Annotated in this window: 14 protein-coding genes; 9 read left to right on the top strand and 5 right to left on the bottom strand. The window is 67.9% G+C overall.

Features of this window, described 5'->3' with window-relative positions; translation table 11 throughout:
- Positions 1–51 precede the first annotated feature (51 nt).
- From RX333_RS05600 to RX333_RS05590, 3 genes are read left to right on the top strand one after another with little or no spacing between them, the layout of a single operon-like run.
- Positions 52–1,206, top strand: a complete 1,155-nt coding sequence (locus RX333_RS05600) for a trans-sulfuration enzyme family protein (RefSeq protein ID WP_316013940.1) — start codon at positions 52–54, stop codon at positions 1,204–1,206.
- Entirely contained in the window at positions 1,203–2,387 is a 1,185-nt protein-coding gene (locus RX333_RS05595) for a cytochrome P450 (protein ID WP_316013939.1), read from the top strand. Before RX333_RS05600 ends, RX333_RS05595 begins: the two co-directional genes overlap by 4 nt.
- 9 nt (positions 2,388–2,396) lie before the next feature.
- Positions 2,397–4,049, top strand: coding sequence for an ABC transporter substrate-binding protein (locus RX333_RS05590; protein WP_316013938.1), 1,653 nt, complete (start codon positions 2,397–2,399; stop codon positions 4,047–4,049).
- 184 nt (positions 4,050–4,233) lie between these two features.
- On the opposite strand, the gene RX333_RS05585 is transcribed toward RX333_RS05590, so the two are convergent.
- On the bottom strand, positions 4,234–4,980 hold the full coding sequence (locus RX333_RS05585) for an RlmE family RNA methyltransferase (protein ID WP_316013937.1): 747 nt from the start codon (positions 4,978–4,980) through the stop codon (positions 4,234–4,236).
- Positions 4,977–6,104 carry a Ppx/GppA phosphatase family protein gene (locus RX333_RS05580; protein WP_316014031.1) on the bottom strand — a complete coding sequence of 376 codons (1,128 nt, stop codon included), beginning with the start codon at positions 6,102–6,104 and terminating at the stop codon, positions 4,977–4,979. Before RX333_RS05580 ends, RX333_RS05585 begins: the two co-directional genes overlap by 4 nt.
- A 123-nt stretch (positions 6,105–6,227) precedes the next feature.
- On the opposite strand from RX333_RS05580, the gene RX333_RS05575 reads away from it, so the two are divergent.
- Positions 6,228–7,880 (top strand): mechanosensitive ion channel family protein, encoded by a 1,653-nt coding sequence (locus RX333_RS05575; RefSeq protein WP_316013936.1) that lies wholly within the window; start codon positions 6,228–6,230, stop codon positions 7,878–7,880.
- 24 nt (positions 7,881–7,904) lie between these two features.
- Here the strand turns inward: RX333_RS05575 and metF are convergent, their stop codons facing one another.
- Positions 7,905–8,780 (bottom strand): methylenetetrahydrofolate reductase [NAD(P)H], encoded by an 876-nt coding sequence (metF, locus tag RX333_RS05570; protein WP_316013935.1) that lies wholly within the window; start codon positions 8,778–8,780, stop codon positions 7,905–7,907.
- Between the two features lie 222 nt (positions 8,781–9,002).
- Between metF and RX333_RS05565 the strand changes: the two genes are divergently transcribed.
- The 5 genes from RX333_RS05565 (at position 9,003) to RX333_RS05545 (ending at position 11,937) form a co-directional block, all read left to right on the top strand.
- Entirely contained in the window at positions 9,003–9,308 is a 306-nt protein-coding gene (locus RX333_RS05565; protein ID WP_316013934.1) for a virulence factor, read from the top strand.
- Between the two features lie 23 nt (positions 9,309–9,331).
- Positions 9,332–10,255: a methylenetetrahydrofolate reductase gene (locus RX333_RS05560; RefSeq protein WP_316013933.1), complete on the top strand. Its 924-nt coding sequence runs from the start codon at positions 9,332–9,334 to the stop codon at positions 10,253–10,255.
- Positions 10,256–10,263: 8 nt separating this feature from the next.
- Positions 10,264–11,217, top strand: coding sequence for a methyltetrahydrofolate cobalamin methyltransferase (locus RX333_RS05555; protein WP_316013932.1), 954 nt, complete (start codon positions 10,264–10,266; stop codon positions 11,215–11,217).
- 115 nt (positions 11,218–11,332) lie between these two features.
- Complete coding sequence (locus tag RX333_RS05550) at positions 11,333–11,629, top strand: hypothetical protein (protein WP_316013931.1); 297 nt, start codon at positions 11,333–11,335, stop codon at positions 11,627–11,629.
- Positions 11,630–11,697: 68 nt separating this feature from the next.
- Positions 11,698–11,937: a hypothetical protein gene (locus RX333_RS05545; RefSeq protein ID WP_316013930.1), complete on the top strand. Its 240-nt coding sequence runs from the start codon at positions 11,698–11,700 to the stop codon at positions 11,935–11,937.
- A gap of 8 nt (positions 11,938–11,945) precedes the next feature.
- Here the strand turns inward: RX333_RS05545 and RX333_RS05540 are convergent, their stop codons facing one another.
- Entirely contained in the window at positions 11,946–12,311 is a 366-nt protein-coding gene (locus tag RX333_RS05540) for a hypothetical protein (protein WP_316013929.1), read from the bottom strand.
- 26 nt (positions 12,312–12,337) lie between these two features.
- Positions 12,338–13,375 (bottom strand): DUF3616 domain-containing protein, encoded by a 1,038-nt coding sequence (locus tag RX333_RS05535; protein WP_316013928.1) that lies wholly within the window; start codon positions 13,373–13,375, stop codon positions 12,338–12,340.
- Positions 13,376–13,429 lie beyond the last annotated feature (54 nt).

Genomic DNA, 13,429 nt, shown 5'->3' with positions numbered 1-13,429 from the left:
ATTGCGATCCCCACGCGGCCCGGATCATATGGCCCGCGAAGGAGAGACCCGATGCCCAAACCACCCCGCCAGATGCAGCTGTCGCCCGCCACCCGCGCCGCGCAGGCGCTGCACTACGTCAATCCGGCGCATGGTGCCGTCGTGCCGGGGATCGAGCCCGCCTCGACCTTCGCGCGCGACTCTGACTACGCGCCGATGGGCCGCGCGGTCTATTCGCGCGACGGCGGCCCGACCGTGGACCAGGCGGAGGCGGTGCTGGCCGATCTGGACGCGGCGGCGCAATCGCTGCTGTTCACCTCCGGCATGAGCGCCATCGTCGCGCTGTTCGAGACCTTGCGCACCGGAGATCACGTGGTCTGTCCCGAGGTCGGCTATCACGGCACGATCACCTGGCTGCACCGGCTGGTAGAGCTGCGCGGCATCCGCGCGACCTTCTTCGACGCCACGAAGGATGGCGCGTTGGAGGCGGCGATGGAGCCGGGAACGAAACTCGTGTGGATCGAGACGCCGACCAACCCGAACTGGGACGTGATCGACATCGCCGAGGCGGCGCGGATCGCCCATGCGGGCGGCGCGCGGCTGGCGGTCGATTGCACCGTGACGCCGCCTTGCACCACGCGGGCGCTGGAGCTGGGGGCGGATGTGGCCTTCCACTCCGCCACGAAATATCTCAACGGCCACAGCGACTTGACCGGCGGCGTTCTGGCGCTGCGCGAAGAGGGTGTGTTCGCAGACGAGTTGCGTCTGGTGCGCACGCTGCACGGCACGGTCATGCCCGCCTTCGAGGCGTGGCTGCTGATCCGGGGGCTGCGCACGCTCTACCTGCGGTTCGAGCGGGCGAGCGAGAGTGCGCTGGCCATCGCCCGCCATTTCGAGGGGCATCCGAAGCTGGCGGGCGTGCTCTATCCCGGCCTGCCCTCCCACCCCCGCCACGAGATAGCGGCGCGGCAGATGCAAGGCGGCTTCGGCGGGATGCTGTCGCTGATGGCGCAAAGCCGCAAGGCCGCGCATCACATCGCGACCCATTGCAACGTGTTCATTCCCGCGACCTCGCTCGGCGGGGTGGAGAGCCTGATCGAGCATCGCATCGCCGTCGAGGGGCCGCATTCCGTGGTCGCGCCGGAGCTGCTGCGCCTCTCCATCGGGATCGAGGCCGTTGCCGACCTGATCGCCGATCTGGAACAGGCGCTGGAGGGCGCGCCGTGAGCCTGCCGGTGCTTGAACAGGACCCGCGCGAGGACGGCTTCGTCCAGGACCCCTACCCGTTCTACGACCGGGTGCGCGTGGCGGGGCCTCTGGTCGACTGGCCGCAGATGGGAATGCCCGTGAGCGCGCGGCACTACCTGGTCAACGCAATCCTGCGCGACCGCCGCTTCGGGCGGGAGAACCCGTTTCCGCAGGAGGTGCCCGCACATGTCGAGCCGTTCTACGCGGTCGACCGGCTGAGCCTGCTGGATCGCGAGCCACCGGTCCATACCCGCCTGCGCCGCCTCATCACCCGCGCCTTCACCCCGCGCACGGTGGAGGCGCTGCGCCCCGACATTGCAGAGTTGAGCCACGAGCTGATCGGCGGGCTGCGGCCAGGCTGCGACCTGCTCACCACCTTTTGCGAGCGGCTGCCGGTCATCGTGATCTGCCGCCTGCTAGGCGTGCCGGAGGATCGCGCGGACGACCTGCTCGCTTGGTCGCACGCGATGGTCGCGATGTACCAGGTGCGGCGCGACCGGGCGGTCGAGGATGCGGCGGTCGCCGCGACGACCGAGTTCCGCGCCTTCCTCGAAGGCTACCTGAACGAACGCCGCGCCGCGCCGCGCAACGACCTGATCTCCGCCCTCATCGCGGCGGAGGAGGAGGGCGAGCGGCTGAGCGCGGATGAGCTGATCGCGACCTGCATCCTGCTGCTGAATGCGGGGCACGAGGCGACGGTGCACGCGCTCGGCAACGGGGTGCGGGCGCTGATCGAGACCGGGCAATGGACCGCGCAGGATCCGGCGAAGCTGGCCGAGGAAGTCCTGCGCTTCGACCCGCCTTTGCACTTCTTCTCCCGCTACGCGATGGAGGATGTGGAGGTCGAAGGCCACCGCTTCGCGCGCGGTGAGCAGGTCGGGCTGCTGCTGGCCGGTGCGAACCGCGATCCGCAGGTCTGGGACGATCCCGCCCGCTTCGACCCGACGCGCGACCCCGGCCCCCAACTGGCGCTCGGCGCGGGCCTGCATTTCTGCATCGGCGCGCCGCTCGCCCGGCTGGAGGTCGGCATCGCCCTGCCGATCCTGATCGCCCGGCTGCCGACCCTCGCGCTTGCGGATGCGCCCCGCTTCGCCGACCGCTGGCATTTTCACGGGCTGGAGCACCTGATCGTGACTTTCGATCGCGTCGAGCCGCGCTAGTTTTCCGGCATGACCCGAGAGCATCCCCGCATCGCCGAGCTGACCGCCGACTGGCGGGCCGGACGGCTGGCGCGGCGGGAATTCCTGGGATTGGCGACCGCCTTCGGGCTGTCGGGCGCCGCTGCGCTCGGCATCACCGGCGCACGGGCGCAGGGGCGGCCCGCCGGGGTGCGGGGCGGCGTGCTCAACGTCTCGATGGATGTGATGCCGATCGACGATCCGCGCCGCTTCGACTGGCCGGAGAAGGGCAATCTCGGCCGCCAGATCTGCGAGACGCTGGTGCGCTACACCCGCGATCTGACCTTCGAGCCGATGCTGGCCGAGCGGTGGGAGGTGTCGGACGCGGCGGATGACTACACGCTGCACCTGCGGCGCGGCGTGCGCTGGTCGGACGGCACGCCCTTCACCGCGCGCGACGTCGCGCACAATGTCCGGCGCTGGTGCGATACCGAGGTGGCGGGCAACTCGATGGCCGCGCGCATGGCCGCGCTGATCGATCCCGCGACGGGGCAACTGGCCGAGGGCGCGCTGCAGATCGTCGACGACCACACCGTGCGCCTGCGCCTGCTGCGGCCCGACATCGCCTTCATCCCGTCCATCGCCGACTATCCCTCGCTGATCGTGCCCGAGAGCTTCGACGGCAGTGCGCCGCTCAGCACCACGGGGGTGGGCACCGGCCCCTTCCGCCTGGTCGAGTTCAACGAAGGCGTCAACGCCCGGTTCGAGCGGCGGCCACGGGAGGAGTACTGGGGCGATCCGGTCTTCCTCGACCGGATCGAGTTCCTCGACCTGTCGGCGGACAAGACGGCGGAGATCTATGCCTTCACCAGCGGGGTGATCGACGTCAATTTCCAGACCCAGTCGGAATTCGTCGAGGAGCTGAACGGGCGCGATCTGCAGATCAGCCGCGTGGCGACCGGCGCCACCGTCGTGGCCCGGATGAATACCGCCCATGCGCCTTACGACGACGTGCGGGTGCGCAACGCGCTGCAGCTCGCCGTCGACAATGCGGTGGTGCTGGAGTTGGGCCAGGCGGGCTTTGGCAGCGTGGCCGAGAACCACCATGTCGGCCCGATGCACCCGGAATACGCGTCGCTCCCCCCCATCGCGCCGGATCCCGAGGCCGCGCGGCAGATGCTCGCGGCGGCGGGGCATGGCGAGACGGAGTTCGAGCTGATCTCGGTCGATGGCGACTGGCGGACGCTGACGGCGGATGCGATCGCGGCGCAACTGCTCGATGCGGGCATCAGGGTGCGCAGGCGACTGACCTCGAAGCGGCGCTACGCGCAGGACTGGGCGGATCACGCGTTTTCCGTGACCGACTGGATCCACCGCCCGCTCGGCGTGCAGGTGCTGGTGCTGGCCTATCGCACCGGCGCCGCTTGGAACGAGAGCAACCATGCCGACCCGACCTTCGACCGGCTGCTGGACGAGGCGCTGACCCTGCCCGATGCCGACCGGCGGCGCGAGGTGATGGCGCTGCTGCAAGCGCGGCTGCAGGCCTCGGGCGTCATCATCCAGCCCTATTGGCGCTCAATCTTCGCGCATATGCAGCCACGGGTCCGCAATTACGGCGTGCACCCGATGCTGGAGACCTGGTTCAACGATACCTGGGTGGAGGATGCGGTGCGGATCCCCCGGCCGGAACCGGTGCTGGAGTAGGCAGAGGCGCGGCGACGAGCTGACGCGGCATCAACCCGAATGCGCAGCGCATCGCCGGGCCGCAGCAGCGGCATGGCGATTTGGTTGATGCAGGCGCGACGCTGACAGGATCCGCGGGCTTGGCTGACCTAAAATACCACGCTCCAATGTCGGATCGCCGCACCGCGGCCCGACGCTGCGCGGCTCAGTCCTCTTCCCGCTGCCCCCGGAACCCCGTCGCGATGACGAATTTTTCCGAGCTGTCGGAGCGGGACGCGGGCGGCTTCACATGCGTGGTCTTCTCGAAATTCTTCTTGAGCATGGTCAAGAGATCCGCCTCCGCCCCGCCGGCCAGGACCTTGGCGACGAAGGTGCCGCCCTCCTCCAGCACGTCGCAGGCGAACCAGGCGGCGGCCTCGCACAGCGCCATGATGCGCAGGTGGTCGGTCTGCTTGTGCCCGCTGGAGCTGGCGGCCATGTCGGACATGACCACGTCGGCCTTGCCGCCGAGCCAGCCCTTCACCTTGTCGTCGGCACCGTCCTCCAGGAAGTCAAGCACGTGCAGTTCCGATCCGGGGATCGGGTCGACCTCCTGCAAGTCCACGCCGAGCACGGTGCCCACCTTCTTCGACGTCCGGTCGCCGAGCGCGTTGACCCGGCGCACCGCCACCTGCGTCCAGCCCCCCGGCGCGCATCCCAGATCCACCACCCGCGCGCCGGGCACGAGGAAGCGGAACCTGTCGTCGAGTTCGAGGATCTTGTAGGCCGCGCGCCCGCGATAGCCGTCGCGCCGCGCCGCCTGTACGTAAGGGTCGTTCAGCTGGCGTTCGAGCCAGAGCTTCGAGCTGATCTTGCGGCCCTTGGCGGTCTTCACCTTCACATGCAGGTCGCGCTGCCCGCGACCGGAGGTGTTCTTGCCGAGGGCACCGCCCGCGCGTTTCTTGCCGCTCATGCGTCCTCCGTCCCGGCGAACGCGCCGTCCGCACTCATCATCGCGTAGAGCATCCCCTCGCGCAGACCCCGGTCCGCGACGCTGAGCCGGTCGGTCGGCCAGATGCGCAGCAGCGTCTGCAAGATCGCGGAGCCCGAGATCACAAGATCCGCCCGGTCAAGCCCGATGCCGAGCTTGCCGATCCGCCCCGTGAAGTCCGATCCGAGGAAGCTGTCGATCACGGTGTTGATCTGGTCACCGGTCAGGCTCATCCCGTCCACCGCGTTGCGGTCGTAGCGTTGCAGCCCCAGATGCGCGGCACCCACGGTCGTGACCGTGCCCGACGTGCCGATCATCTGGAAGCCATTGAGATAGTCGGGCAGTTCCGCGTCGATATAGGGCGTGAACTCGGCCATCTGCTCCTCGAAATACCAGCTCATCAGCGCGAAGCGGGAGCGGCGGTCCTCCACATCCGAGAACCGCTCGTGCAGCGTCGCCACGCCCAGCGGCACGCTGATCCAGTCCACGACGCGCAACCCGTCGATGGGTGATGCGGTGTCGCTGCCGCGCTTGCGTGCAAGTTTCAATTTCATGATCGCAGCACGGCGCTTCTCGGGCGGCACCTCGCCGATATCGAGCCAGACGAGTTCCGTCGAACCGCCGCCGATATCGATCACGAGGACCTGGCTCGCCTTCGGATCGACCAGCGGCGCGCAGGAGACGACGGCGAGGCGCGCCTCCTCCGCCGGGTCGATCAGCTCCAGCTTCAGCCCGGTCTGGCGCGTGACCTGCCGGAGGAACGCCTCGCCATTCGTCGCCCGACGGCAGGCCTCGGTCGCGACGAGGCGGCAGCGTTTCACGCCGTGACGACGGATCTTGCTGGCACAGACCTGCAATGCCCCAAGCGTCCGGCTGACCGCGGCGGGCGACAGCGCGCCGGAGCGTTCCAGCTCCTTGCCCAGCTTCACCGATTTCGAGAACGCATCGACGATCTGGAAGCTGCCCTCGTGCGGGGCGGCGATCAGCATCCGGCAGGAATTGGTCCCGAGATCGAGCGCGGCATAGAGCGGACGCGAGTCGGCGCGACCCGCCGGGCCCCTGCCCCGCGCGCCCCTGCGGGTCTGCTTGTGCCGCTCTGCGCGCATGACCGGGCCGTACTCCATTCTCGGCCCCGAGAAACGATGGCGCGGAGCCGTCTCCTTGATTTATCCCCTCCCAAGGTCACCTGCAAGGCAAGCCCGCGACACGACCGAGGTTTTGGAGACCGCATGGCGCTAAGACTGCTCGTCCTTCTCCTCCTGATGGCGCTGCCCGTGCAGGCACAGGACGGCCCCGCGACCCGCTGGTACGAGATCGAGGCCGTCAATCCCGGCCTGCCCGCCCCCGAGCGGCCCATCGATCGCTCCACCCCGCGAGACATGCTCGAGAGTTTCGAGGACCTGACGGGGGCCGAGCGGTTCTCGGACGCCGCGCACATGCTCGACCTGTCGCGGCTGCCCGAGGATCGGCAGGCCGCCGACGGAGCCGATCTGGCACGGGAACTGGCCGGGGTGATGGAGCGTCGGGTCTGGATCAACTGGGCCTCCGTCTCCGCCCGGCCCGACGCGCTGGTCGAGGATTCGGCGCAGAACCACCCGCAGGCCGGACAGGTCCGGCGCAACATATCCATCGCCCTGATGGAGGCGCGCGGCCGCGCCTACGAGATCCGCATCTATCGGGTGAAGGCGGAGGGGGAGGACCCCGTCTGGCTGTTCACGCCGCAGACCATCGACGCGATCCCCGTGCTGGACGAGGTCTTCGGCCCCCGCTGGTTCGAGGAGTACCTGCCGAGCGCGCTCGAACAACGGGTCGCGGGGCTGAGGCTGTGGGAATGGATCGGCCTGCCCCTGATCGCGTTGGGGGCGATCGCCGTCGGCTTCTTGGTGCACGGCATCATCATGGGAATCGCGAACCGGGTGGGATGGCCCCCCGCGCGCTGGCTGCTGGACCGGGCCGCGGTGCCGCTCGGAATCGTCGCCGCGGCGGGCGCTGCGCAGGCGCTGCTGGCCACGACGATCAGCTTCTCGGGGCCGGTCAGCTCTCTGATCACGCCCGCGCTGATCATCGCGATGGTCGTTGGGGTGGCGCTGGCCGCGCTGCGCGGCATCGACGCCGTGCTCGACAAGATCACCGAACGCTATGTCGGCGAGATCGACGACGCGCAGAGCAAGGACGAGCGGCAGCTCTACACCTCGATCTACGCGGCACGGCGCATCGTGGTGCTGGTGACGGTCGCCATCGCCATCGGGCTGGTGCTGGCGGAGCTCAACCTCTTCGCCTCGCTGGGGCTGTCGCTGCTGGCCTCGGCGGGTGTGGCGACCGTCGTACTCGGCATCGCGGGGCAGACGGTGCTGGGCAACATCCTCGCCTCGCTGCAGATCGCCATCGCCAAGCCCGTGCGCATCGGCGACTCGGTCATGTACGAGGGCGACTGGGCTTACGTGGAGGCGATCTTCTACACCTATATCCGCCTGCGCACCTGGGACGAGCGGCGGCTGATCGTTCCGGTCAAGTACTTCGTCTCCAACCCGTTCGAGAACTGGTCGATGCAGGATGCGCGCATGGTGCGGACCTTCACGCTGGTGCTCGACCACATGGCCGATGTCGACGTGCTGCGCGAGAAATTCGCCGAGATCGCCGGTAACGACGACACCGTGACGGGCGAGGACACCGTGCAGACGCTGGTGCTGGGCCACGGCGAGGCGGGAATGGAGGTCACCTTCTACGCGATGGCGCCCGATCCCTCATCCGCCTGGGCGATGCACGCGCGTCTGCGCGAGGCGATGATCGCATTCGTGCGTGATGAGCATCCAGACTGGTGGCCGCGCGAGCGGGTCCGCGATGTGGGTGAGGGTCAGGCGGCGACGCAGGCGCACGACTGATCGCGCGCGCCTGGTCGGGTCGGGTCAGGCGGTGCCGCCCACGACGCCCTGCATCGCCACCGGCTCGATCCCGATGGCGGTGCAGATGTCCCAGGTCAGGTCCGGGTTGTTGAGCGTGTAGAAATGCAGGTGGCCCACGCCGCCCGCCATCAGCTCGGTGCACTGCTCCGCGGCGATGGAGACGGAGAGCAGGTGCGCCTCCTCCTCGGTCGCGGCATTGCCGAAGGCGCTTTCCATCCACTCGGGCACGGTCGCGGCGCAGCGGCGTGCGAAGCCGGACATCTTCTTGAAGTTCTCCACCGGCAGGATGCCGGGCACGATCGGCGCCGTGATCCCCGCCGCCGCCGCGCGGTCGCGGAAGCGGAAGAAGGTCTCGGTATCGAAGCAGAACTGCGTGATCGCATCCGTGGCCCCGGCGTCGATCTTGCGCTTCAGATTGTCGAGGTCGGCGGCGGCATTCACCGCCTCGGGATGCTTCTCGGGATAGGCCGCGACCGAAATGTCGGAAAAGCCCTCCTCGCGCAGCGCCGACACCAGTTCGGCGGCAGAGGCGAAGCCCTCGGGATGCGGCACGAACTTGTCCTCGCCCTTGGGCGCGTCACCGCGCAGCGCCACGATGCGGCGCACGCCGACCTTCGCGAAGCCGCGCGCGACCTCCAGCGTTTCCTCCCGGCTGGCGCCAACGCAGGTCAGATGGCCCGCGACGTTCAGGCGCGCCCGCTCCCGGATCGTGGCGATGGCCGCCTGCGTGCGTGCGCGGGTCGTGCCGCCCGCGCCATAGGTCACGCTGACGAAGCGGGGCGCGAGCGGGGCCAGACGCTCGACCGAGGTCCACAACCGCAGATTCGCGGCGGCGGAGACGGGGGGGAAGAACTCGAAACTCAATTCGGGGCGGGTCATCTGAAATATCCTGTCGGAAAAGCCGTGTTGCAGAGCAAACTAGGACACTATATGCGACGCAACAAGTCTCGAAACCGACACCAGCGCGGATTGATGCCGCAAACGGCCCATCGCGGTGCCTCATGATGTCGGGAACGTGCGTCACCGCGTCGCGAAGGCGCATCCCTCGCGGACCCGGCGCTTTATGACGGGTCCACGACCAAGAGGAAAGGACCCCTCCCGATGCCCGACGTCACCATCGTCTACTGGCGCGACATTCCCGCCCAGGTGATCGTTGGCAAGGGCCGTCGGGGCGCCAAGGTGCAGCTGCCCGAACGGTTCGAGCAGGCCATCGACCGCGCCGCGATGAAATCGGGGGCCGCCGAGACGGACGACTACCTCGCCGAATGGCGCAAGGCCGACCCCTACGAGATGGACGGGGACCAGGCCGAGATCGCCGAAGCGGAGGCCGCCCGGCTCGACGCCGAATACGGGAAGGACCGCATCCTCGAACTGGTCGACAACGGTGGATGGGCCTCACCCCGGTGAGCGCCGAAGCGTGGAGACGGACCATGAGCAATATTCTCTCTTTCGCGCGGCGCAAGCCCGCTTCGGCCCCGGCGGACGCCACGATCGGCGCCTTCCTCGACGGCTTCTCGATCGAGGTCATGCCGCGCACTGCGGAGAAGATCGCCGATTTCCGCGCGATCCTGCCGCAATCCACGCGCGTCTACATCGCCCATATCGACGGCACCCCGATCGAGGAGATGGTCGCGACCGCCGCGCGCCTGACCGCCGAGGGCTTCGACGTCATGCCCCACTTCCCCGCGCGCATCATCGCAGGGGCCGGAGAGCTTGAGGACTGGATCCAGCGCTACGGCGACGTCGGTGTCCACCAGGGCCTGATGCTGGCCGGTGGCGTGAGCAGCCCCAAGGGCGACTTCACCTCCTCGATGGAAATGCTGGAGACCGGGCTCTTCGACAAGTACGGCTTCGACCGGCTGCACGTCGCGGGCCACCCCGAGGGCAACCGCGACATCGACGTCGACGGCTCGGACGTGAACGTCTCCGTCGCGCTGCGCTGGAAGCAGGACTTCTCCGAGCGGACGGATGCGAAGATGGCCATCGCCACGCAGTTCTGCTTCGAGGCGGCCCCCGTCATCGCCTGGGCCGACCGCCTGGCCGAGGAAGGGATCGACCTGCCCATCCATATCGGCGTCGCGGGTCCGGCGAAGCTGCAGACCCTCATCAAGTTCTCGATGGCCTGCGGCGTCGGGCCGTCCCTGCGCGTGCTTCAGCGCCGCGCGGCGGACCTGACCAAGCTGGTGCTGCCCTTCACCCCCGACGAGGTGCTGGCCGATCTCGCCCGGCACAAGGCGGCGCATCCCGAGTTCGGCATCGAGGCCGTGCACTTCTTCCCCCTCGGCGGCATCGCCAAGACCGCCGAATACACCGCGCAGCACGGCCAGCCCGCTGCCCGCGCCGCGCAAGCCTGAGGACAGTCATGACCAAGACCATCGTCGAATCCGCCACCAAGACGGCGATCATCGGCTTCGATCAGCCCTTCTGCGTGATCGGCGAGCGGATCAATCCCACCGGCCGCAAGAAGCTGGCGGCCGAGCTGGAGATGGACGACTTCACCACCGTCGAGAAGGACGCGCTGGAGCAGGTCGCCGCCGGCGCGACGATGCTCGACGTGAACTCGGGCGCGGTCTTCACCAACAAGATGGCCGAGGACGCACGCTACGCCGACAACAACTTCGTCGAGCCGATGCTGATGCCCGAGCTGATCAAGCGCGTGCAGGCGCTGGTCGACGTGCCGCTGTGCATCGACTCCTCCGTCCCCGGCGCGCTGGAGGCGGGGCTGGAGGCGTGCAACGGCCGCCCGCTCCTCAACTCCGTCACGGGTGAGGAGGAGCGGCTGGAGGTCGTCCTGCCGCTGGTCAAGAAATACAACGTGCCCGTCGTCGCGATCTCGAACGACGACACCGGCATTTCCGAGGATCCCGAGGTCCGCTTCGCCGTGGCCAAGAAGATCGTCGAGCGTGCCGCCGATTTCGGCATCCCCGCGCATGACATCGTGGTCGACCCGCTGGTCATGCCGATCGGCGCGATGGCGACGGCGGGCCTGCAGGTTTTCGAGCTGGTGCGCCGCCTGCGCAACGAACTGGGCGTGAACACCACCTGTGGTGCCTCCAACGTGTCCTTCGGCCTGCCCAACCGGCACGGGATCAACGCGGCCTTCCTGCCGATGGCCATCGCCAACGGCATGACCAGCGCGATCATGAACCCCGTCCGCCCGCAGGAGATGGAGGCGATCCGCGCCGCCAACTTCCTGATGAACAACGACGCCCACGGGGCGGAGTGGATCCGCGCCAACAAGGCGCCGCTGGCCGAGGGCGAGGTCGAGGCGGGCGCGCGTGGCCGCCGCGCGGGCGGACGCCGTCGCCGCGCCTGATCCCACGCTTAGACGCATCGAGGAGGCGGCATCGAAAGGTGTCGCCTCCTCTCGTTCGGGGAACCGCCCGGTCGCCTCGCCGGTTGGTCGCACAGATCTACCCGAGGAGGTTCCGATGCCACGATTGCCGATCCTGACCGCCGCCGCCCTTCTGGGGCTGACCGTCACTGCCCATGCACAGGGCGAGATCGACCCCGACGGCGCAAACGATGCCGACAGCGAGGTCGTCACAGAGAGCAATGTCGCCGACAACGAGGTCGGCACGGCATGCGCGCTAGGCCAGCCCGAATGCGAGGCGACGGGCGATGCGGATGACGGCACGGTCGATCCCGATGCCGTCGAGCCCGTCGCTCCGCTGATGCGCGACGGCACGGATGATGGTGTCGACGAGTTGTTCGACTCTGTCCAGTAGGTCTGCGGCGCCGGAACCGTCCGGCCGACTCCACGTTGTTTTTCCGTTCAACACAGGAGTTTTTGACGATGTTCGTTCCGAAGCAGACCACCGCCCTCGCCATCGCCGCCCTGCTCGCCCTACCGCTGACCGGCCAGGCCTTCGCGCAGGACGAGATCGAGGATTGCGACCCGACGGTCGCGCAATGCGCCGATGTCGACAACAACGACAACGACGCCGACACGATCGACGATGATGAGAACGAGGCCGACGTCGACGGCGATGATGACGAAGGCGAGTCCGACGACAACGACGCGGACGAAACCTGATCGACCGCTCAAGCGCGCGGTCGTTCAATGACTGCGCGCCTCGCCCTTTGCGCAAGGTAGATTAGAGCCGCCCAAGCCAAGCTTACAATGGGCACCGCTGGAGGGTTAATGAACATCAAAAATGGTCCGTACAGCACAACCAACCAAGCACGGTAGAAAAACTGAAGAATTTCGCGTCCGACCACATCTTCCCCGCAAAGAGGATGCGGGATGATATCCAACGTCCAGTAACAGGCTGTCTCGATGCCGATCGGTCTCGGCGTGTCGTACCAGACGAAATCGGTATGATTGGGAAGCATCATGGAACAGGCAAAGCTCGCGAGCACGATCGCAAGCCATATGACTGACAACCAGAACATGATCCGTGAAGTCATCGGCGTTCCTCCCGTCCCCGGGCAGGCTAGAGCTCGACGATATCCGCGTCGACCTTCGTCTGTTCTCCATGCAGCCGGTCCTCGGACGGGCTGTCATAGACCAGCATCCAGGCCCGCTTGCCCGCCTCGCGCCAGCGCACCAGCCCCTCGGGATGGTCGACCTCGCCACGATAGGGCACATCGGCGACGTGATGCGCCTCACGCACCGCGGACCCTTCGGCCTTGAGCGCGTTCTTCCAGCGCAGGATCTCGGACGGCCCGTCGCCCGCCATCACCGTGCCGGTCAGCATCAAGAGGTCCTTGCCGTCGAAGGCGAGATCGCGGATGCCCTGCCCGTGCGTGTCGAAGACGTGCTTGGCGTAGCGCCGCTTGCCCTCGATCCGACGCGCCTTCAGCCAGCCCTTCTTCGTCACCTTCACCTGCAATTCCACGACGATCCCGAAATTGCGCAGCACCGGGCCGCGCAAGCCGAGATAGACCCGGTCGCCGCGCACCGCGATCCCCTCGATATCCAGCCCGTTCTCCTTCGACGGCAGATCGAGGAAAGGGCCGAGATGCCTGTCGCCGTCCAGCCAGTCCTTCAGCTTCGAGCCCTTCTTCGACAGCTTCAGGCAGGCCGCGCGGCGCTTGCGATGCTTGCGCACCGGCACCGGCTTGCCGTCGATCATCTTCAACGGCACCCGGCCCAGAAAAAAGCGGTTCGCATTGCGATAGACCTTCGAAATGCCCTTCAGGTCCCCCGATCCGCGCGTCAGCGAATGCGAGCCGACGATCCACAGCCAGCCATCGTCGGCGCACAGCCCCTCGATATCCATCTCGCCATCGGGCCCGGCGGGCAGGTCGAAGATCTCGCCGAGCGAGAAATGCTCGTGTCGGCCCCAGCCCTTCTTGGTCTTCAAGAGTCGGTCCACCCCCGCCGTCTCGTCGCAGCTCAGGAACAGGCCACCGGCGGCGCGGGTCGCGGTCGACAGATCCTTGTGGATCGGATCGCTGACATGGCCGAGCGCTTCGGGGTCGCGGAATTTCAGGGTGACGGTGTCGATCGGGCAGAGCAATTCGGGCATGGCGGTCCTCCTTCGATCAGGAACGCCCCCTGCCCCGACGCCGTTCCGCATCGC

The sequence above is a fragment of the Roseobacter sp. HKCCA0434 genome (assembly GCF_032464675.1).
In the GTDB taxonomy this organism is placed as follows: domain Bacteria; phylum Pseudomonadota; class Alphaproteobacteria; order Rhodobacterales; family Rhodobacteraceae; genus Pontivivens.
Note: the sequence above shows the minus strand (reverse complement) of the source record. Positions and strands in the feature narration are given on the sequence as shown.

Bases quoted from the DNA above. Each gene is read 5' to 3' on its own strand.
- RX333_RS05565 (WP_316013934.1), top strand. From the start codon at position 9,003: ATGCCCGACGTCACCATCGTCTACTGGCGCGACATTCCCGCCCAGGTG.
- RX333_RS05535 (WP_316013928.1), bottom strand. From the start codon at position 13,375: ATGCCCGAATTGCTCTGCCCGATCGACACCGTCACCCTGAAATTCCGC.
- RX333_RS05585 (WP_316013937.1), bottom strand. From the start codon at position 4,980: ATGAGCGGCAAGAAACGCGCGGGCGGTGCCCTCGGCAAGAACACCTCC.
- RX333_RS05590 (WP_316013938.1), top strand. From the start codon at position 2,397: ATGACCCGAGAGCATCCCCGCATCGCCGAGCTGACCGCCGACTGGCGG.
- RX333_RS05550 (WP_316013931.1), top strand. From the start codon at position 11,333: ATGCCACGATTGCCGATCCTGACCGCCGCCGCCCTTCTGGGGCTGACC.
- RX333_RS05600 (WP_316013940.1), top strand. From the start codon at position 52: ATGCCCAAACCACCCCGCCAGATGCAGCTGTCGCCCGCCACCCGCGCC.
- RX333_RS05560 (WP_316013933.1), top strand. From the start codon at position 9,332: ATGAGCAATATTCTCTCTTTCGCGCGGCGCAAGCCCGCTTCGGCCCCG.
- RX333_RS05575 (WP_316013936.1), top strand. From the start codon at position 6,228: ATGGCGCTAAGACTGCTCGTCCTTCTCCTCCTGATGGCGCTGCCCGTG.
- RX333_RS05580 (WP_316014031.1), bottom strand. From the start codon at position 6,104: ATGCGCGCAGAGCGGCACAAGCAGACCCGCAGGGGCGCGCGGGGCAGG.
- RX333_RS05545 (WP_316013930.1), top strand. From the start codon at position 11,698: ATGTTCGTTCCGAAGCAGACCACCGCCCTCGCCATCGCCGCCCTGCTC.
- metF (WP_316013935.1), bottom strand. From the start codon at position 8,780: ATGACCCGCCCCGAATTGAGTTTCGAGTTCTTCCCCCCCGTCTCCGCC.
- RX333_RS05555 (WP_316013932.1), top strand. From the start codon at position 10,264: ATGACCAAGACCATCGTCGAATCCGCCACCAAGACGGCGATCATCGGC.
- RX333_RS05540 (WP_316013929.1), bottom strand. From the start codon at position 12,311: ATGACTTCACGGATCATGTTCTGGTTGTCAGTCATATGGCTTGCGATC.